This window comes from Pseudomonas sp. Tn43, from assembly GCF_014192635.1.
Classification (GTDB): Bacteria; Pseudomonadota; Gammaproteobacteria; order Pseudomonadales; family Pseudomonadaceae; genus Aquipseudomonas.
Window position 1 is genome coordinate 22685 of record NZ_JACHYG010000003.1, and the last position, 19495, is coordinate 42179.

22 protein-coding genes are annotated in these 19495 nt (G+C 60.2%); 10 read left to right on the plus strand and 12 right to left on the minus strand.

Features of this window, described 5'->3' with window-relative positions:
* The first annotated feature begins 5 nt into the window (after positions 1-5).
* The 8 genes from hyi (at position 6) to FHW68_RS08625 (ending at position 9064) form a co-directional block, all read left to right on the plus strand.
* Positions 6-788, plus strand: coding sequence for a hydroxypyruvate isomerase (hyi, locus tag FHW68_RS08590; protein WP_183679986.1), 783 nt, complete (start codon positions 6-8; stop codon positions 786-788).
* A 134-nt stretch (positions 789-922) separates the two neighbouring features.
* Positions 923-1813 carry a 2-hydroxy-3-oxopropionate reductase gene (locus FHW68_RS08595; protein WP_183679988.1) on the plus strand — a complete coding sequence of 297 codons (891 nt, stop codon included), beginning with the start codon at positions 923-925 and terminating at the stop codon, positions 1811-1813.
* A 170-nt stretch (positions 1814-1983) separates the two neighbouring features.
* Entirely contained in the window at positions 1984-3264 is a 1281-nt protein-coding gene (locus FHW68_RS08600) for a glycerate kinase (protein ID WP_183679990.1), read from the plus strand.
* Positions 3254-4669, plus strand: a complete 1416-nt coding sequence (gene pyk, locus FHW68_RS08605; protein ID WP_095634503.1) for a pyruvate kinase — start codon at positions 3254-3256, stop codon at positions 4667-4669. The genes FHW68_RS08600 and pyk overlap by 11 nt, the downstream gene beginning before the upstream one ends.
* Before the next feature lie 139 nt (positions 4670-4808).
* Positions 4809-5723, plus strand: a complete 915-nt coding sequence (locus FHW68_RS08610; RefSeq protein WP_183679992.1) for an urea transporter — start codon at positions 4809-4811, stop codon at positions 5721-5723.
* 21 nt (positions 5724-5744) lie between these two features.
* The gene (locus FHW68_RS08615) at positions 5745-6569 is read left to right on the plus strand and encodes an ion transporter (protein WP_095634500.1); all 825 of its coding nucleotides are present in this window, start codon (positions 5745-5747) and stop codon (positions 6567-6569) included.
* 106 nt (positions 6570-6675) lie between these two features.
* The gene (locus tag FHW68_RS08620) at positions 6676-7674 is read left to right on the plus strand and encodes a sulfate ABC transporter substrate-binding protein (protein WP_095634499.1); all 999 of its coding nucleotides are present in this window, start codon (positions 6676-6678) and stop codon (positions 7672-7674) included.
* A 184-nt stretch (positions 7675-7858) separates the two neighbouring features.
* Positions 7859-9064 (plus strand): MFS transporter, encoded by a 1206-nt coding sequence (locus FHW68_RS08625; protein WP_095634498.1) that lies wholly within the window; start codon positions 7859-7861, stop codon positions 9062-9064.
* A 90-nt stretch (positions 9065-9154) separates the two neighbouring features.
* On the opposite strand, the gene FHW68_RS08630 is transcribed toward FHW68_RS08625, so the two are convergent.
* The 12 genes from FHW68_RS08630 to ccmA all read right to left on the minus strand — a co-directional run bounded on the left by FHW68_RS08630 (position 9155) and on the right by ccmA (position 17346).
* Entirely contained in the window at positions 9155-9559 is a 405-nt protein-coding gene (locus FHW68_RS08630; RefSeq protein WP_183679994.1) for a type II toxin-antitoxin system HicB family antitoxin, read from the minus strand.
* A complete protein-coding gene (locus FHW68_RS08635) occupies positions 9559-9771 on the minus strand; it encodes a type II toxin-antitoxin system HicA family toxin (RefSeq protein WP_095634496.1) in 213 nt (70 codons plus the stop codon). The genes FHW68_RS08630 and FHW68_RS08635 overlap by 1 nt, the downstream gene beginning before the upstream one ends.
* A gap of 200 nt (positions 9772-9971) precedes the next feature.
* On the minus strand, positions 9972-10373 hold the full coding sequence (locus FHW68_RS08640) for a hypothetical protein (RefSeq protein ID WP_095634495.1): 402 nt from the start codon (positions 10371-10373) through the stop codon (positions 9972-9974).
* 14 nt (positions 10374-10387) lie between these two features.
* Positions 10388-11587 (minus strand): c-type cytochrome biogenesis protein CcmI, encoded by a 1200-nt coding sequence (gene ccmI / locus FHW68_RS08645; protein WP_183679996.1) that lies wholly within the window; start codon positions 11585-11587, stop codon positions 10388-10390.
* Positions 11580-12053 carry a cytochrome c-type biogenesis protein gene (locus FHW68_RS08650; RefSeq protein ID WP_007894247.1) on the minus strand — a complete coding sequence of 158 codons (474 nt, stop codon included), beginning with the start codon at positions 12051-12053 and terminating at the stop codon, positions 11580-11582. The genes ccmI and FHW68_RS08650 overlap by 8 nt, the downstream gene beginning before the upstream one ends.
* Positions 12050-12586, minus strand: a complete 537-nt coding sequence (locus tag FHW68_RS08655; RefSeq protein ID WP_008073023.1) for a DsbE family thiol:disulfide interchange protein — start codon at positions 12584-12586, stop codon at positions 12050-12052. Before FHW68_RS08655 ends, FHW68_RS08650 begins: the two co-directional genes overlap by 4 nt.
* Positions 12583-14571, minus strand: a complete 1989-nt coding sequence (locus tag FHW68_RS08660; RefSeq protein ID WP_095634493.1) for a heme lyase CcmF/NrfE family subunit — start codon at positions 14569-14571, stop codon at positions 12583-12585. The genes FHW68_RS08655 and FHW68_RS08660 overlap by 4 nt, the downstream gene beginning before the upstream one ends.
* Before the next feature lie 3 nt (positions 14572-14574).
* Positions 14575-15030 (minus strand): cytochrome c maturation protein CcmE, encoded by a 456-nt coding sequence (gene ccmE / locus FHW68_RS08665; protein WP_095634492.1) that lies wholly within the window; start codon positions 15028-15030, stop codon positions 14575-14577.
* Positions 15027-15203 carry a heme exporter protein CcmD gene (gene ccmD, locus FHW68_RS08670; RefSeq protein WP_007894243.1) on the minus strand — a complete coding sequence of 59 codons (177 nt, stop codon included), beginning with the start codon at positions 15201-15203 and terminating at the stop codon, positions 15027-15029. Before ccmD ends, ccmE begins: the two co-directional genes overlap by 4 nt.
* Positions 15200-15955 carry a heme ABC transporter permease gene (locus FHW68_RS08675; protein WP_095634491.1) on the minus strand — a complete coding sequence of 252 codons (756 nt, stop codon included), beginning with the start codon at positions 15953-15955 and terminating at the stop codon, positions 15200-15202. The genes ccmD and FHW68_RS08675 overlap by 4 nt, the downstream gene beginning before the upstream one ends.
* Before the next feature lie 90 nt (positions 15956-16045).
* Complete coding sequence (gene ccmB, locus FHW68_RS08680; protein WP_008072659.1) at positions 16046-16714, minus strand: heme exporter protein CcmB; 669 nt, start codon at positions 16712-16714, stop codon at positions 16046-16048.
* On the minus strand, positions 16711-17346 hold the full coding sequence (ccmA, locus tag FHW68_RS08685; RefSeq protein WP_095634490.1) for a cytochrome c biogenesis heme-transporting ATPase CcmA: 636 nt from the start codon (positions 17344-17346) through the stop codon (positions 16711-16713). Before ccmA ends, ccmB begins: the two co-directional genes overlap by 4 nt.
* Positions 17347-17543: 197 nt before the next feature.
* On the opposite strand from ccmA, the gene FHW68_RS08690 reads away from it, so the two are divergent.
* Together FHW68_RS08690 and FHW68_RS08695 are read left to right on the plus strand one after the other, a co-directional pair.
* Positions 17544-19118 (plus strand): flagellar hook-length control protein FliK, encoded by a 1575-nt coding sequence (locus tag FHW68_RS08690; protein WP_183679998.1) that lies wholly within the window; start codon positions 17544-17546, stop codon positions 19116-19118.
* The gene (locus FHW68_RS08695; RefSeq protein WP_095634488.1) at positions 19115-19444 is read left to right on the plus strand and encodes an EscU/YscU/HrcU family type III secretion system export apparatus switch protein; all 330 of its coding nucleotides are present in this window, start codon (positions 19115-19117) and stop codon (positions 19442-19444) included. Before FHW68_RS08690 ends, FHW68_RS08695 begins: the two co-directional genes overlap by 4 nt.
* Positions 19445-19495: the final 51 nt, after the last annotated feature.

Genomic DNA, 19495 nt, shown 5'->3' on the forward strand with positions numbered 1-19495 from the left:
CCACCATGCCGCGTTTCGCAGCCAACCTGTCCATGCTGTTCACCGAGCAGGATTTTCTTGCCCGGTTCGACGCTGCCGCCAAGGCCGGCTTCAGTGGTGTCGAATACTTGTTTCCCTACGATTTCAGCTCCGCCGAAATCAAGGCCAAGCTCGATGCCAATGGCTTGACCCAGGTGCTGTTCAACCTGCCAGCCGGTGACTGGGCCAAGGGCGAGCGCGGAATTGCGTGCTTGCCGGATCGGGTCGAAGAATTCCGCGCCGGTGTCGATCTGGCCATCGCTTACGCCAAAGTGCTGGGCAACACCCAGATCAACTGCCTGGCGGGAATTCGTCCACAAGGCATCGACGATGCCACCGTGGAAAAGACCTTCGTCGCCAACCTCAAATACGCGGCCGACAAGCTGCAAGCGGCGGGCATCAAACTGGTGATGGAAGCGATCAATACCCGGGACATCCCCGGCTTCTATCTGAACAACACGGCGCAAGCCCTGTCGATTCGCGAACAGGTCGGCAGCACCAACCTGTTCCTGCAATACGACATCTATCACATGCAAATCATGGAGGGCGACCTGGCCCGCACCATGGCTGCGCATTTGGACGAGATCAACCACATCCAGTTGGCCGACAACCCAGGGCGCAACGAACCGGGCACCGGTGAAATCAATTACCGCTTCCTGTTCGAATACCTGGACCGCATTGGTTATCAGGGTTGGGTTGGCTGCGAGTACAAGCCGCTGACCACCACTGAAGCGGGCCTGGGCTGGCTTAAAACCCATAACGCGATTTGATCTGACACCGCGTTATCGTTCTTCGCGGGCAAGCCTCGCTCCTACGGGGGCCAGAATTGTCTTGCCCGCGAAGGCGTCCTCGCTGTCACCCCACGAATTTGCGAACAGAGCAATAAAAACAAGAGGATTTTCTCATGGCTAAAATCGGATTTATCGGCACCGGCATCATGGGCCACCCAATGGCGTTGAACCTGCAGAAAGCCGGTCACAGCCTGTTCCTGTCGGCGCACCACGACCCGGCGCCTGCCGATCTGGTCGCCGCTGGCGCCATCGCCCTGGCGAACCCGAAAGAAGTAGCCCAGGAAGCCGAGTTCATCATCGTCATGGTCCCGGATACTCCGCAGGTCGATGACGTGCTGTTCCGCGCCGATGGCGTTGCGGCTGGCGTGAGCAAGGGCAAAGTGGTGGTCGACATGAGTTCGATCTCGCCGACCGCTACTAAAGCTTTCGCTGCGAAAATCAACGAGAAAGGCGCACAGTACCTCGACGCGCCGGTGTCCGGCGGTGAAGTCGGCGCCAAGGCGGCGACCCTGAGCATCATGGTCGGTGGCGATGCCGAGGCGTTCGAACGCGCCCTGCCGCTGTTCCAGGCCATGGGCAAGAACATCACGCTGGTGGGCGGTAATGGCGACGGTCAAACCGCGAAAGTGGCGAACCAGATCATCGTCGCGCTGAACATCCAGGCCGTGGCCGAAGCGCTGCTGTTTGCCTCGAAAAACGGTGCTGATCCGGCCAAGGTGCGCGAAGCGCTGATGGGCGGTTTCGCGTCGTCGAAGATTCTTGAAGTGCACGGCGAACGCATGATCAAGGGCACCTTCGATCCGGGCTTCCGCATCAGCCTGCACCAGAAGGACCTCAACCTGGCCCTGGCCGGCGCTCGCGAATTGGGCATCAACCTGCCGAACACCGCCAATACCCAACAAGTGTTCAGCACCTGCGCGGCCATTGGTGGCAGCAACTGGGACCATTCGGCGCTGATCAAAGGCCTGGAACACATGGCGAATTTCTCGATTCGCGATAAGTAAAACCTGCACAAAACCCTGTGCTGATCGTTCCCACGCTCCGCGTGGGAATGCAGCCCGGGACGCTCCGCGTCCTGCCGAAGCGGACGCGGAGCGTCCATTGAGGCATTCCCACGCAGAGCGTGGGAACGATCATCTGCGTAAACCAAGAACAATAAGATTGGGAGCCCGCCATGTCGGCTGATCCGCAACAACTGCTGCGCGAGCTGTTTGCCACAGCCATCGACGCGGCCCATCCGCAGCACGTCCTCGAAGCGCATTTGCCCAAAGATCGCAGCGGTCGGGTGATCGTCATCGGCGCCGGTAAAGCCGCAGCGGCCATGGCCCAGGTGGTCGAGCGCTGCTGGCAAGGCGAAGTGTCCGGCCTGGTGGTGACCCGTTACGGCCACGGCGCCCCGTGCGAAAAAATCGAAGTGGTCGAAGCCGCGCACCCGGTGCCGGATGCGGCGGGTTTGGCTGTGGCGAAACGGGTGCTGGAACTGGTCAGCGACCTGAGCAAAGACGACCGCGTGATCTTTCTGCTTTCGGGTGGTGGCTCTGCCCTCCTCGCCTTACCCGCAGCCGGCATCACCCTGGCCGACAAACAATCGATCAACAAAGCCCTGCTCAAATCCGGCGCGACCATCGGCGAGATGAATTGCGTGCGCAAGCACCTCTCGGCCATCAAGGGCGGTCGTCTGGGCAAAGCCTGCTGGCCGGCCACGGTTTATACCTATGCGATTTCCGATGTGCCGGGCGATCTTGCGACGGTCATTGCCTCCGGCCCCACCGTGGCCGATCCGAGCACCTCGGCTGAAGCGCTGGCGATCCTCAAGCGTTATGGCATCGACGTCCCGGCCTCAGTGCGTAACTGGCTGCAAAGCCCGGAATCGGAAACGGTCAAACCCGGCGATCCGAGCCTGGCCCGCAGTCATTTCCAGTTGATCGCACGCCCACAGCAATCGCTGGAAGCGGCCGCGGTGAAAGCCCGCCAGGCCGGTTTCAGTCCGTTGATTCTCGGCGACCTGGAAGGTGAATCCCGGGACGTGGCAAAAGTCCACGCCGGAATTGCGCGGCAGATCGTCCAGCACGGCCAGCCGCTGGCAGCGCCGTGCGTGATTCTGTCCGGCGGCGAAACCACCGTCACCGTGCGCGGCAATGGCCGTGGCGGGCGCAACGCCGAATTTCTGCTGAGCCTGACCGACAGCCTCAAAGGCCTGCCCGGCGTCTACGCCCTGGCGGGTGACACCGACGGCATCGACGGCTCCGAAGACAATGCCGGCGCCATCATGACCCCGGACAGTTACGCCCGCGCCACCGCCCTCGGCCTCGCTGCCTGCGATGAACTGGACAACAACAATGGCTATGGCTATTTCGCCGCGCTTGAGTCGCTGATCGTCACTGAGCCGACCCGCACCAACGTCAACGATTTCCGCGCCATTCTGATTCTCGAGAGCCCTGAACATGACGCCTGATAAAAAGGTCAAAATCCTCGCCACCCTTGGCCCTGCCATTCACGGAATCGACGACATCCGTGAACTGGTGCAGGCCGGGGTCAATATCTTTCGCTTGAACTTCAGCCACGGTGATCACGCCGACCATGCCCAGCGCTATCAATGGATTCGTGAAGTCGAGCGCCAGCTGAATTACCCGCTGGGGATTCTGATGGACCTGCAAGGCCCGAAATTGCGGGTCGGCAAATTCGCCCAAGGCAAAGTGCAGTTGCATCGCGGTCAGGCCTTGCGTCTGGACCTGGACCCGACGCCGGGCGACGAGCGCAGGGTCAACTTGCCTCACCCGGAAATCATTGCAGCCTTGGAACCAGGCATGGACTTGCTGCTGGACGACGGCAAGCTGCGCCTGCGGGTGATGACCAAATATGCCGACGCCATCGACACCACGGTGCTCAATGGTGGCGAGCTGTCGGATCGCAAAGGGGTCAACGTGCCGCAAGCGGTGCTGGATCTGAGCCCATTGACTGCCAAGGATCGTCGCGACTTGAGCTTCGGACTGGAGCTGGGGGTGGATTGGGTCGCGCTGTCGTTCGTGCAACGCCCGCAAGACATTCGCGAAGCCCGCGCACTGATCGGCGACAAGGCGTTTTTGATGGCGAAGATCGAGAAGCCATCGGCCGTGACTCAACTGCGGGAAATCGCTGAGTTGAGCGATGCGATCATGGTCGCTCGCGGTGACCTGGGCGTGGAAGTGCCGGCCGAAAGCGTGCCGCAAATCCAGAAAAACATCATCAGCACCTGCCGCCAACTCGGCAAACCGGTGGTGGTGGCGACGCAGATGCTGGAGTCGATGCGCTTCTCCCCGGCCCCGACCCGCGCCGAAGTCACCGACGTCGCCAACGCAGTGGCCGAAGGCGCGGATGCGGTGATGCTGTCGGCGGAAACCGCGTCCGGCGAGTACCCGCTGGAAGCTGTGCAGATGATGAGCAAGATCATCCGTCAGGTGGAAAACGGCCCGGACTATCAGGCCCAACTGGACGTGAGCCGACCGAAAGCCGAGGCCACGGTGTCGGACGCGATCAGCTGCGCGATCCGCCGCATCAGCAACGTGCTGCCGGTGGCGGTACTGGTGAATTACAGCGAATCCGGCACATCGAGCCTGCGGGCGGCGCGGGAACGGCCGACTGTGCCGATTCTCAACCTGACACCAAATCTGCAAACCGCGCGACGCTTGACGGTGGCGTGGGGCGTGCACTCGGTGGTCAATGATCGGCTGCGCCAGGTGGATGAAGTGTGCTCGACAGCGCTGGAGATTGCGCAGGCACAGGGCATGGCTCAACGCGGCGATACGTTGTTGATCACGGCGGGCGTGCCGTTCGGGCAGCCGGGGTCGACCAATTCGTTGCGTATCGAAACCCTGATTTAACCCCTACACGATGATCGTTCCCACGCTCTGCGTGGGAGTGCAGCCCGGGACGCTCTGCGTCCCAAGAGCAGACGCAGAGCGTCCATTGAGGCATTCCCACGCAGAGCGTGGGAACGATCCGTACTGAACGACCCTTAACATGCCTGCCCACCACTTCAACAACCACTGCCCCGACTGGGCCACTGCCCTGCTCAATGGCTTCAGCCAAATCTTTCTCCAGCGTCATCCGCTGTGCGGGCTGCTGTGTCTGTTGGCAATTATGTTCTGCGCCCCGGCCCAGCTCGGCGGTGCGTTGCTGGGAGGAATCGCCGGGTTGCTCACCGCGCAGCGTCGCGGTTACACCAAGGCTGATCGCCAGGCCGGGCTGTTCAGTTACAACGGTATCCTGCTCGGTCTGCTGCTGAGCCTTTATTTCCCGTGGTCAGCATTATTGCCGCCGCTGATCATTGCCGCTGGCGGCCTGAGTGCGATGCTCACCCAGCAATGGCTCAAGCGTTCGCGCGCTCATGATTGCCTTCCCGCCTACACCGCGCCCTTCGTCGGGATAAGCTGGTTGCTGCTGTCGTTTGCCGCGCCCCAGCAACCCGCGCCGCTGATCGAAATGACCACACTCAATGTGCTCGCCGCGTCATTAAAAGGGTTGGGGCAGGTGCTGTTTCTCGGTCATCCGCTGGCCGGCGCCCTGATTGCTACGGGTTTGCTGGTCGCTGACCGTCGTGCCTTCCTGTGGGCGTTGTTCGGCTCCGCCACCGGCCTCGGTTTCGCCCTTGTGCATCACGAAACAGCAACCGCGCTGCTGGGATTGAGCGGTTACAACGCCGTGCTCGCCGCCCTGGCTTTCAGCCAAAATCGCCGCCAGCCTTGGCTGCCATTGTTGGGAATCCTGCTGGCGGTGTTGCTCACGCCGGGGTTCGCCGCACTGGGGCTGGCGACACTGACGGCGCCCTTCATCCTTGCCTGCTGGCTGATTCGCGCAGGCATTCGGGTGTTGCATCAGGCCGCCAGGGACAGCGCGCCTTGCGCAACCGGGGAGAATCAACCTAGGCTTCGTTGATTCCTGGCTCAGGCGTTCTCCATGGACAGCAATAAAAACTGGCGTGAAGACCTTTACGTCATCATTTTCCAATCCGATACCCCCGCCGGTCGCCGCTTCGACAGCATTCTGCTGCTGATCATCCTGGCAAGCCTGGTGATCGTGGTTCTGGACAGTATCGACAGCATCCACCAGAACTACGCCGACATACTGGCGTACATCGAATGGGGCTTCACCGTCGTTTTCGCCATCGAATACGCTCTGCGCCTGTATTGCTCGCCCAAGCCGCTGCGCTATGCATTCAGCTTCTATGGGTTGGTGGACTTGCTGGCGATCGTGCCCGGCATTCTTGCGCTGTATTACACCGATGCGCAGTACCTGCTGATTATCCGGATCATTCGGATGCTGCGGATTTTCCGCGTGCTCAAGCTCAGCCCGTACCTGAAACAAGCCAACTATTTGATGACCGCGTTGCAGGGCAGCAAGCAGAAGATCGTGGTATTTCTGCTCAGCGTCAGCACCCTGGTGACGGTATTCGGCACGCTGATGTACGTGATCGAAGGCCCGGAACACGGCTTCACCAGCATCCCCAAAGGCATCTATTGGGCCATCGTCACACTGACCACCGTGGGCTTCGGCGATATCGTGCCCAAGACGCCGCTGGGTCAGGTGGTTTCGTCGCTGGTGATGATCACCGGTTACTCGATCATCGCCGTGCCCACAGGCATCTTTACCGCGGAACTGGCCAACGCCATGCGCGGCGAACAACTGCAACACGATTGCCCGACTTGCAAAAAAAACAGCCACGAACACGGCGCCGCATTTTGCTCGCGTTGCGGCAATGCACTGTTCAAAAAACTGGAATAAGCAAAGTGCTTTTTAATCTTTAAAGGACTATGCGAGCCCGGCTATAGTCGCGGGCAAATTGCCAACTCTTTTCATAGAACATGTTTGATAAAACAAGGAATGCGCAGTGAAAAAACTCTTTGGCGCCTCACTTCTGGCCGCTGGCCTGGCCCTGGGCAGCGTGGCACAGGCTGCACCGACCCTGCTTAACGTTTCCTACGACGTGATGCGAGATTTCTACAAGGACTACAACGCTGCCTTCCAGAAACACTGGCAAGCCGAGCATAACGAAAAAATCACGGTGCAAATGTCCTTCGGCGGCTCCAGCAAACAGGCGCGTTCAGTGATCGATGGTCTGCCGGCTGACGTCATCACCATGAACATGGCCACCGATATCAATGCCCTGGCGGACAACGGCAAACTGGTCCCGGACAACTGGGTCACGCGCCTGCCGAACAACAGCGCGCCGTTCACATCGGCCACCGTGTTCATCGTGCGCAAAGGCAACCCGAAAGCCCTGAAAGACTGGCCGGACCTGCTCAAGGACGGCGTACAAGTGATCGTCCCCAACCCGAAAACCTCGGGCAACGGCCGCTACACCTACCTCTCGGCCTGGGGCTATGTACTGAAAAACGGCGGCGACGAAAACAAGGCCAAGGCCTTCGTCGGCAAACTGTTCAAACAAGCGCCAGTACTGGATACCGGCGGCCGTGCGGCGACTACCACGTTCATGACCAACCAGATCGGCGACGTGCTGGTGACCTTCGAAAACGAAGCGGAGATGATTGCGCGTGAGTTTGGTCGTGATCAGTTTGAAGTGATTTACCCCAGTGTTTCCGCTGAGGCAGAACCGCCGGTGTCCGTGGTCGACAAAGTGGTCGAGAAAAAAGGCACTCGCGCTGCAGCCGAGGAATACCTGAAGTACCTGTGGTCGCCGGAAGGTCAGGAGATTGCGGCGGCCAACTACCTGCGTCCGCGTGATCCGGCGGTATTGGCCAAGTACACCGATCGCTTCCCGAAAGTTGATTTCCTTTCGGTGGAGAAGACCTTTGGTGACTGGCGCACTGTGCAGAAAACCCACTTCAATGATGGTGGGGTTTTTGATCAGATTTACAGCGGTCAGTAATTCCTCAGGCCCATGAAAAGGCGACCTTCATAGGTCGCCTTTTTTGTGGGAGCTTGAAGACCCAATGACCGGTCTCTTTCAATCATTCTTCAGAGGCATGATGACTATCATCCAGTACCCTCTTCCGCCGCTCTAGCCAGCCCATTAGCCTCTGCGCACTTCTTCTTGTTCAACGAGACCCGTTATGAATCCAACGACTCAGGCGCCCGTCAGTGCCGCGACAATGACCCCGGGGATGGTGTTGCTCTTTGCCTTCTGTTGCGGCGCCATCGTGGCCAACATCTACTACGCCCAGCCAATCATCGGCCTGATCGCGCCGGACATCGGCCTGACCGACACCATGGCCAGCCTGATCGTTTCGCTGACGCAGATTGGTTATGCGTTGGGTCTGTTTTTCCTGGTGCCATTGGGTGATCTGCTGGAAAACCGCCGCTTGATGATCATCACCACCGTGGTCGCGATTGCCAGTTTGCTGGGCGCGGCGTTCACCGATCAGCCGAACGTGTTTCTGCTCATCTCGTTGCTGGTGGGGTTCAGCTCGGTGTCGGTGCAGATCCTGATTCCACTGGCCGCCCATCTGGCGCCCGAAGAATCACGCGGTCGCGTGGTCGGCGGCATCATGGGTGGTCTGTTGCTGGGGATTCTGCTGGCTCGACCGGTATCCAGCGTAATAGCCGACCACTTCGGCTGGCGCGCGATGTTCATCATCGCTGCGGTATTGATGGCGGCCATCAGCATGGTGCTGGCCCTGACCATTCCCAAGCGCCAGCCTGATCACAGCGCTTCTTATGGTCAGTTGTTGGGTTCGCTCTGGACGCTGTTGCGCCAGCAGCCGGTGTTGCGTCAGCGTGCGTTTTACCAAGCGTGCATGTTCGCCACATTCAGCCTGTTCTGGACTGCAGTGCCGCTGGAACTGTCGCGCAATCATGGCTTGTCGCAAACACAGATCGCGATCTTCGCCCTGGTCGGCGCCATTGGCGCGATTGCCGCCCCCATCGCCGGTCGACTGGCGGACGCCGGCCATACCCGCATCGCCTCGCTGCTGGCCTTACTGTTCGCCAGCCTGAGCTTCCTGCCCGCCTTCATCCACCCGGTCTACAGCGTTATCGGCCTGGCCGTGACAGGGGTGGTGCTGGATTTCTGCGTGCAAATGAACATGGTCCTCGGCCAACGAGCGGTCTACGCCCTCGACGCCAAGAGCCGCGGCCGTCTGAATGCGCTGTACATGACCAGCATCTTCATCGGCGGCGCGTTTGGTTCTTCGGTGGCCAGCGCGGTGTATGAGCATGGCGGCTGGCTGTGGATCGTGATTGTGGGTAGCGCGTTTGCGTTGTTGGCGTTGTTGCGGTTTTTGAGCGTTTCGCCGAGGCGTTCGTTGGCAACGGCTTAGGACGCTAAAAGCTTCGCGGGCAAGCCTCGCTCCTACATTGAGGGGTAATGGTTTGAGGCTTGCCCGCGAAGGCGATTCGACTGATACCACTCAATGCCGAACCAGCTTCTCCATCGCCGCATCCGCGAGAAAGGAGGAGCGGCTTTTGACATTGTGCTCTCGCACATAGCGGTCAATGCGCTGGATCACGTAGCCAGGCAGCGTCACGTTGACCTTCTCGGTCTTGCCCAGATACGGCGAGATGTCGAGTTCCAGCATTCCCCACCCCATGCCGGCAAATTCCGGGTTCACGCGGTGCGCAGCCGCTGAGGTCGGCATCGGAATGGACTCCCCGCCTGCCATAACCTCCTGCAGCATGATGTGGGCAATTTCGACCGCCGCGTTGTAAGCCTCTTCAAACGTATCCCCGGCCGTTACGGCACCCGGAATATCGGGGATCTGAATACCGATGGCGGTGTTCTCGTCGCCCCACTCGATACAGATTGGGTATTGCATTATGGATCTCCTGCCAAACTGGCTCCCGGGCAATAAAGCCCGGCTCGCCTCCTGATACTTTTGACCGTCCCGACCGGCAAATCCTTCTTCGGATGAGGGACGGGTATCGTGTAAGGGTTGTAACGGTGAGTGAAGAGGTGATGACTGCCGGTGACACGGTCCAATGTCCAGCCCGCTTCTATCAGTTCCTTGATCAATAACCTGCTCTGCACCACCAGCCTCCTTGCTCCGGCCTGACAAAAAATAACCCTAGAGTTACTTTTACTCAAGCACAAAAACCCGGATCGCGACGCTCGGTGTTTTAGTGCACACGCCGTTCATCGTCGTACGCGATCCTGTAGGAGCTGGCGAAGCCTGCGATCTTTTCAGCCCCCAAAAAGCAAAACGGCGATCCTCAGATCGCCGTTTCCAATCACTGCCCGAATTTTCTGCCCAACCCACCCGGAACACCACGGATGTCCGTCTCTTCCCACGGCCCGTTCGGGCTGATCGAGCGGCTCCAGCCGTTGTTCCAGCGGTAGTAGGTGCGCTGGCGGTAGAAGGTGTTGGTTTGATCATCGAGAACGTAAACACCGAGTTTCGCGTCCCAATGGCTGTTGCCACCCGGTGGCGGGGCGAAGCTGGCGGAAGTGCGTGGAATTGGCTTCGAAGGTTTGACCGGGGTACTCGGTTTGCTCGGTGTCGTTGGAGCCGGTTTGGTGCTCGGCTGCGAAGGCGGGATTGGCGGCAGCCGTGTGGGCTCGGGCTGCTGGACCGCACAAGCGCTTAACCCCAAAACCATGCTGAGGAGAGTGATGCGAGCGATGGCGGTCATGGTGGCGTTTCCTGTTATTTATCCGGGGTGTCGATGGTCAGTTTTTGTTGCGCGGTGGTGCTGGTGGCCAAGGGTTGGCTGCGACCGATCCATTCGCCGGCAGTCGGTTGGCCGGCGCGGGAGATGCGCGCAACCAGTTGGACTTCAGGGAAGTTCGACAGTTTCAACTGCGGCATCATGGCATCGGCATCACCCAGTTCGACGGTTGCCGGCAAGTCGGCAACGGTCAGACGCTTGGCGGCCAGCGGCGCGGGCGGGCCGGAAATGGCGCGGGCAAAAATGAACACGCTGTCACCCGGCAGGACTTTGGCTTTGAGCTCTGGCGCCAGATCGACATGCACTTTGAGCACTGCAGCTTTAACCGCAGGCGCCTGGGCAACCTTGCCACCACTGGCTTCCAGCTTCTCGGCGGCCCGAGTAATGCCGCCTTGCAGCGCGACGCGGGATTTATCATCCGGCGGTAATTGCGCCAGCAGGCGATTCCAGTAGTCGATGGCGTCCTGATAACGCTCGCCTTCGAAGGCCGCAATGCCCAGCAGACCGAGGCTGGTGACTTCTTTCGGATCAGCTTTCAGCGCTTCGTCGGTCAGGGCCTGGACCTTGTCCGACCACTTCTTGCCATCGGCGAAATATTGCGCCTGGGCCCACTGCCCGAGCAGTTCGGGCTGCCGCCCGGCCAACGCCACGGTGCGTTCGAAGATCTTCGCCGCATCCCCCGGACGATCCTGAGCCATGTAGGTGCGGCCGAGGAAGTACAGGCCCTCGGCCGAATCCGGTTGGGCGGCGACCGCACGCTCCAGGCGACGGGTCATTTCTTCCATCGACTGCGGCGCCTGGGCGAATTCGCGGGTCAGCTCGACTTTGTCGCTGGCGCCGAAATGCAGGTACAACCCAAGGCCCAACACCGGCACCAGAATGGCCGCCAGCAATGGCAGCGGCTTGCCCAGACGCGACACCCGCGGTGCCTCGACGCCTTCGGTGTCGGCGAGCAGTTCACGGGCGGCTTCGGCGCGGCCGGTGTCCATTTGTTCGGCGTTGAGCACGCCCTCTTCCTGCTGAGTCTGCAACTCAGCCACGCGCTCCTGATAAAGCGCGACGTTCAGTGCCGTGCGGTCTTCTTCCAGCTGAGCGCGGCGACCCCGCAGAACCGGGATCAGCAGAAAACTCAGGGCAACCAGGAGCAGCAGGCCTGCAGCGAGCCAGAAATCAATCATTCTTGGTTTTATCCAACAGGTGGTCGAGGCGCTCGCGCTCCTCGGCAGAAAGCGTGTCCGGGCTGTCAGTGCGTTGCACGCGACGACGGCGGACGATCACGGCGATGATTACAAAACCGCCCAGCAACAGGCCGGCGGGGCCGAACCAGAGCAGCGCGGTTTTGGCGTTGAGGGCAGGTTTGTAGCGGACGAAGTCACCGTAGCGGTCGACCATGAAATCGATGATTTGCTGGTTGTCCTTGCCCTCGCCGAGCATGCGAAAAATCTCTTTGCGCAGGTCGGCGGCGATCGGGGCATTGGAATCGGCGATGTCCTGATTCTGGCACTTGGGGCAACGCAGCTCTTTGGTCAGCTCGCGAAAACGCTCACGGTCGCCTTCTTTGGCGAACTCATAGGTGTCGATGGCCGCATGGGCCACCCCGGCCATGCTCAAACCCAGCACGGCAGCGGCAATCCAGCGCTTCATGGCTTCGCCTCGTCGACCAGCGCCTGATACTTGGCCGCCAGTTTTTCGCGCCAGACTTGTTCGTCGATCACACCGACGAATTTGTCGCGGATGATGCCCTTGGCGTCGATGAAGAACGTTTCCGGTGCGCCGTATACGCCGAGGTTCAGGCCCAGGGTGCCGGCATCGTCACGGATGTCCAGTTGATACGGGTTGTGGAACTCGGCCAGCCACTTCAAGGCATCGGCATTGACGTCCTTGTAGTTGACGCCGTAGATCACCACGCCTTGCTGCGCCAGTTTGTTCAACACCGGGTGCTCGACCCGGCAGGAAATGCACCACGTGCCCCAGACGTTGACCAGTGCCGGTTTACCCAGAAGATCGGCTTTGGTCAGGGTTTTGTCACCCTGCACCGAGGGCAGCGAAAATTCCGGGAACGGTTTGTTGATCATCGCCGAAGGCAATTCGGCCGGGTTCAAATACAGCCCCCGATACAGAAAAACAGCAACCACCAAAAAAATCGCCAGTGGCAACAACATTAACCAACGTCTCATGCGGTGGCTCCCGTCATGCCGAGTGCTTCACGCACGCGGCTTTTCACCTTGACCCGATAACGACGATCCAGCGCCGCCAGCAAACCGCCAATACCTGTGAGCAACCCGCCGAACCAGATCCAGCGCACAAACGGTTTGACGTGCACCCGAACCGCCCAGGCGCCCTCGCCCAGTGGCTCGCCCAGCGCGACATAAAGGTCACGGGTGAAACCGGCGTCGATCCCGGCTTCGGTCATCACTGAGTTCTGCACGGTGTAGAGGCGTTTTTCCGGGTGCAGCACACTGATGACCTTGCCATCGCGGATCACCCGCACGGTGCCCTTGTCGGAGGTGAAGTTCGGCCCTTCGAAGTGTTTGGCGCCTTCGAACACAAACTGATAACCGGCCAGGCTCATGGACTCACCCGGCGCCAGGCGCAAATCGCGTTCGGCGCTGTTCTGGCTCGACAACACGACACCCAGCGCGCACACGGCAATGCCCAAATGCGCGATCTGCATGCCCCAATAGCTGCGGGTCAGGGTTGGCAGACCTTTGATCAAACCCTTGTGACGGGTCTTGTCGAAAATATCCCGCACACCGGCCAGCAACACCCAGGCAGCGAGCATGAAGGTCGCCAGCACCGCCCAGTTGAAATCGCCATAAGCGACACCCGCGACGACGGCCAGCGCAGCGCTGCCGAGCAACACCGGGGTCAACATGCTCATCAGCCATTTGACCGGCGTGTCTTTCCAGCGCACCAGCATGCCGACCGCCATCACCACCATCAGTATGGCCATCAACGGAATGAACAGCGCGTTGAAGTACGGCGGGCCAACCGACAGTTTGGCGCCGGTCATTGCATCGAGAATCAATGGATACAAGGTGCCCAGCAGGATCATCGAGGCAGCCACCACCAGCACCAGGTTATTGCCCAGCAACAGGGTTTCCCGGGACCAGAGGTTGAAGCCGACGTGGCTCTTGACCACTGGGGCGCGCAGGGCAAACAGCGTCAGCGAACCACCGACCACGAACAGCAGGAAGATCAGGATGAACACACCGCGCTCAGGATCGGAGGCAAAGGCGTGAACCGACGTCAGTACGCCGGAACGCACGAGGAAGGTGCCGAGCAAACTCAATGAGAACGCGGCGATCGCCAGCAACACGGTCCAGCTCTTGAACACGCCACGCTTTTCCGTGACCGCCAATGAGTGAATCAGCGCCGTACCCACCAGCCAAGGCATGAAGGATGCGTTCTCCACCGGGTCCCAGAACCACCAGCCGCCCCAGCCGAGTTCGTAATAGGCCCACCAGGAGCCCAACGTAATACCGATACCGAGGAAGGCCCAGGCAACGATGGTCCATGGACGGGACCAGCGCGCCCACGCCGCATCAAGACGACCGCCCAGCAACGCGGCAATGGCGAAGGCGAAAGCCACGGAGAAACCGACGTAACCCATGTACAACATCGGTGGGTGAACGATCAGGCCGATGTCTTGCAGCAAGGGATTGAGGTCACGCCCATCCGTCGGCATCTGCGGCAGGATTCGGGCGAAAGGGTTGGAGGTCAGGATCAGGAACAGCAAGAAACCGGTGCTGATCATGCCCATCACGGCCAATACGCGGGCCAGCATCACTTGCGGCAACTGCCGGGAGAACACCGACACCGCGAAGGTCCAACCGCCGAGGATCAATGCCCACAGCAGCAAGGAACCTTCATGGGCGCCCCAGACCGCGCTGAATTTGTAGTACCACGGCAAGGCGCTGTTGGAGTTGCTGGCCACGTAAGCAACGGAGAAGTCGTCCGCCATGAAGGCATACGTCAGGCAACCGAAAGCGAACAGCAAAAACGCGAACTGCCCCCATGCCGCGGGCTGAGCCAGGCTCATCCACAGACGGTCACCGCGCCAGGCGCCGAGCAACGGCACCACGGCCTGGACCAGGGCAAAACACAGCGCCAGGATCATGGCCAGGTGGCCAAGCTCCGGGATAAAGATGCCGGAAGTCATGGATCAACCCTCCTTCGCAGGTGTCGGAGCGGATTGACCGCTGTCTTTCAGGGCCTTGGTCACTTCCGGCGGCATGTACTTTTCATCGTGCTTGGCCAGCACTTCGTCGGCCACCACCACGCCGTCAGCGTTGAGCTTGCCAAGAGCGACGATGCCCTGCCCTTCACGGAACAGGTCCGGCAGGATGCCGCGATAGCTGATGGTCACGGACTTGTTGAAGTCGGTGACGATGAATTTCACATCCAGGGAATCGCCGGAACGCTGCAGCGAGCCCGCCTCGACCATGCCGCCCGCACGGATGCGCGTGTCTTTCGGCGCTTCGCCGTTGGCAATCTGGGTCGGGGTGTAAAACAGATTGATGTTCTGCTGCAGGGCGCTCAGGGCCAGGCCGACGGCAGCGCCGACACCGACCAGGATCGCGAGAATGATGATAAGACGCTTTTTACGCAGCGGATTCACTTGCCGTTCTCCCGGCGCAGACGACGCGCCTCTTGTTGCAGATACCGCTTGCGGGCCAGGATCGGCGCCGCCACGTTGAGGGCCAGCACCGCCAGGCTTATGCCATAGGCTGACCAGACATACAGGCCGTGATGGCCCATGGCGAGAAAGTCGCCGAATGAAGCGAAACTCATCGAGCAGCCTCCAGACTGTTCTGCACTTCGGTTTTCACCCAGCTTGCCCGGGCTTCGCGCTTGAGCACTTCAAGGCGCATGCGCAGCAACAGCACTGCGCCGAAGAAACAGTAGAAACCCAGCACCGACAACAGCAGCGGCAGCCACATCTCGGCGGGCATCGCCGGTTTCTCGGTGAGGGTGAAAGTCGCGCCCTGGTGCAGGGTGTTCCACCACTCCACCGAGTACTTGATGATCGGGATGTTGATCACGCCAACGATTGCCAGCACCGCGCAGGCCTTGGCCGCACTGTCACGATTGCTGATGGCGTTGCCCAGTGCAATAAGACCGAAGTACAGAAACAGCAGAATAAGCATGGACGTAAGTCGCGCATCCCAGACCCACCACGAACCCCAGGTCGGTTTGCCCCAGATCGCGCCAGTGACCAGCGCCACGGCGGTCATCCAGGCACCGATCGGGGCGGCGCATTGCAGGGCGACGTCGGCCAGTTTCATCTTCCAGACCAGCCCGACAATGCCGCACACGGCCAGCATCACGTAAATGGATTGCGCCAGCATGGCGGCCGGAACGTGGATATAGATGATGCGAAAGCTGTTGCCTTGCTGGTAGTCGGGAGGCGCGAAGGCCAGCCCCCAAACCACGCCGATGCTGATTAGCAACAACGCCGCAACGCTCAGCCATGGCAGCAGTTTGCCACTGATCGCGTAAAACCATTTGGGTGAGCCGAGCTTATGAAACCAGGTCCAGTTCATTGCTGTTTCCATCACGGGTGCTCTTCGCTATGAAGAGCGGGTCTGCCTTTCTTCAAAAAGAAGTGGTTAAAAAACAACCAGGCCTCATTATTATTCGCCGACGCTGATCTTCAGGCCAGCAGCTATTGCAAAAGGTGTCAGGGTTATCGCCAGGGCGGTCAGGCTACCAAGCCACAAGAGATAACCGGTCGCCGGCATGCCCTGCAATGCCGCCTGCAAGGCGCCGCTGCCGAGAATCAACACCGGGATGTACAGCGGCAGAATCAGCAGCGCCAATAACAGGCCACCGCGCTTCAATCCCACCGTCAATGCCGCGCCCACCGCACCGAGCAGGCTCAGCACCGGTGTACCCAGCAATAGAGAAAGCAGCAACACCGGCAGACAGGCGGCAGGCAAACCCAGCATCAACGCCAGCAAGGGTGCGAGCAAAACCAGTGCCAGGCCGGAAAACGCCCAGTGTGCCAGCACCTTGGCCAAAACCAGAATAGGCAGAGGGTGCGGCGAAAGGACCCACTGCTCAAGCGATCCGTCTTCGAAATCACTGCGAAAGAGCCCGTCCAGCGAGAGCAAGACCGATAAAAGCGCCGCTACCCAGACCAGTCCCGGGGACAAGGTTTGCAACAATTGAGGCCCTGCGCCGACCGCCAACGGGAACAAAGAGACGACGATAGCGAAGAACACCAGCGGATTCGCCAGTTCGGCAGGACGACGGAACAGCAAACGTGCCTCGCGGGCGACCAACAGGCCGAAAACACTCATACGGCCCAGTTCCCCAAATCAATGTCACGATAGCCGGCAGGCATCCGGGTGAGCGTGTGGTGAGTGGTCAGCACCACCATGCCACCTCGCTCGCAGTGCGCAGCCAGGTGTTCTTCGAGTTGTGCCACCCCTTGTTTGTCGAGCGCGGTAAACGGCTCATCGAGGATCCACAGCGGTGGGCTGTCCAGATACAACCGCGCCAACGCGACCCGGCGTTGTTGCCCGGCGGAGAGCGTGTGGCAGGGAACATCCTCGAAACCGCGCAGCCCCACAGCCTCCAGCGCCTGCCCGATCGCCTCATGGGAGGCCGGTTGATGCAAGGCGCAGAGCCAACTGAGGTTTTCCTCGGGGGTCAGCAAGTCCTTGATGCCGGCGGCATGGCCGATCCACAACAGGTTGCGCGCCAGTTCGCTGCGCTGTTCGCTCAGTGGCAAGCCGTTGAGCAGCACTTGCCCGGCAGTGGGGTGCATCAAACCGCAAAGCAAACGTAAAAGGCTGGTCTTGCCGCTGCCGTTGGGGCCGCTGATCTGCAACATTTCGCCACTGGCCAGTCTCAATTCGAGATTTTCGAAGAGCAGCCGAAGGTCTCGCTCACAGGCAAGGGCAACGGTTTGCAGAACAGGACTGGTCAAGAGATCACGGGCCTTTTGCGGTTCAAGTCGGCGGCAGAGCGGCCGCTAAAGAGAATGCAGCATAGATGCATTGGCGGCTTGTTCTAGAGAGCCAGGTCAAACAAATGCAATGTTTTCGCCACGCCCCGAAGACGGGCGGCATTATACATGCCATGCCCGACTCTAAAGAGCGCAATTTCCACAGGTTGTGACCGCATATGACAGGCGAAATGAACATCCTCCCGCTGCCGCCGAGCACGCCCGTGACTTCGCGGCCGCTGGTGGTGAGTGGTGAACTACTCAAGTTACTGACGCCGATGGAGGGTCTGATCAGTGCCGGTCAGACTGCCAGGGCCGAAGTGCTGTCGCTCAAGCAGGCGGATCAGACTTTTCAATTGTTGCTCAAGGTGACCCTCGACAACGGTCGCCAGACCACGGTTCAGGCCACCAGTACTCAGCCGTTGCCCCAGGGCACCAGCCTGGCAATCACTCAACCATCGGCGAGCAACCTGGCGGTCACGGTGCAACAGGCCATCGCCTCCAGCGTCGCCACCCTCACTCGCATCGACACGGCGCAACTGCCGGTCGGCACCTTGCTGCAAGGCAAAGTACTGACCTCTCAGGTCATGCCGCAGGTACCGGGCCAACCGATGGTGTTTCGCTCGATGGTGAGCTTGCTTAACACCGCGTTGAGCGGCAGTACGCTGAGCATCGACAGCCCGACGCCGCTGCGCATCGGCACCTTGCTGAGCGCCTTGGTGCAAGACACACAGACCCTGACATTCGTCCCGTTGAGCAGCCGTCAGGAACAGTTGGCGGTGACCCAGCAATTGGTCAGCCAGCAAAGTCGCCAGGGCTCTCTGGATGGCTTGCTCAAAGTCCTGCAAAACCTGCCGCCATCGGATCAGACCTCCAGCGACCTGCGCGCTGTCGTGGACAAATTGCTCGCCGGGCTGCCGGACGTTCAGCAATTGAGTACACCCAAAGGCCTGGCCCAGGCATTGGCCAACAGCGGTCTGTTTCTTGAAGCGAAACTGCTGACCGGGCAAAACCCGACGCTGACACCAGACATGAAGGGCGACCTGCTCAAACTGATCGCGCAACTGACGCCGGGCCTGCCAGCCAATACCAACCTTCACGCGATCATCGCCGCCAATACACTGGCGCAAGCATTACCCGGTTTCGTGCGTAGCGCTCTCGGCATGCTCGGCCAGGTCAGCGCCAAACCGTTACCGACCAGTTTCCCGCTCCCCGAGCGCCTGCTGCAACATCAGGACGGTGAAGGCGATCTGGAACATTTGCTGCGCCTGGCGGCAGCCGCTGTCTCGCGCCTGCAAAGCCATCAGCTGTCGAGCCTGGAACAGACCGGCCTCACCGACGACGGTCGGCTGCTCAGTACCTGGCAACTGGAAATCCCCATGCGCAACCTGCAGGACATCGTGCCGTTGCAGGTCAAATTCCAGCGCGAAGAAGCACCCGAGAAAGAACACCCGCACGACCGCCGCGACGAACACGAACCCCGGCAACAGCTGTGGCGCGTTGAGCTGGCATTCGACATGGAACCGCTGGGGCCGTTGCAGATTCAGGCGCAGCTGATCAGAGGCAGCCTCTCCAGTCAGTTGTGGGCTGAACGGCCATACACCGCCAGCCTGATCGAAAGCAATCTGGCCGGGCTGCGCGAACGCCTCTTGGCCTCAGGCCTGAACGTCGGCGATCTGGATTGTCACCTCGGCACACCGCCCCAAGGCCCTCAAACCCGTCTCGAACAACGCTGGGTCGACGAAACCGCATGAACGAATCCACCGCACCGCGCCAGGCCATCGCCCTCAAATACGACGGCACCCACGCCCCTACCCTCACGGCCAAAGGTGACGAGGAATTAGCGGAAGAAATTCTGCGGATCGCCCGGGATTACGAAGTGCCGATCTACGAAAACGCCGAGCTGGTGAAATTGCTGGCGCGGATGGAATTGGGAGAGAGTATTCCAGAGGCGTTGTACCGCACGATTGCGGAGATCATTGCGTTTGCGTGGAATTTGAAGGGCAAGTTTCCTCAGGGGCATGATCCGCATGCGGTGATGCTGGAGAAGGATGTCACCGATCGAGGGGATGACTACTGATCGTTCCCATGCTCTGCGTGAGAATGCAGCCCGTGACGCTTTGCGTCACAC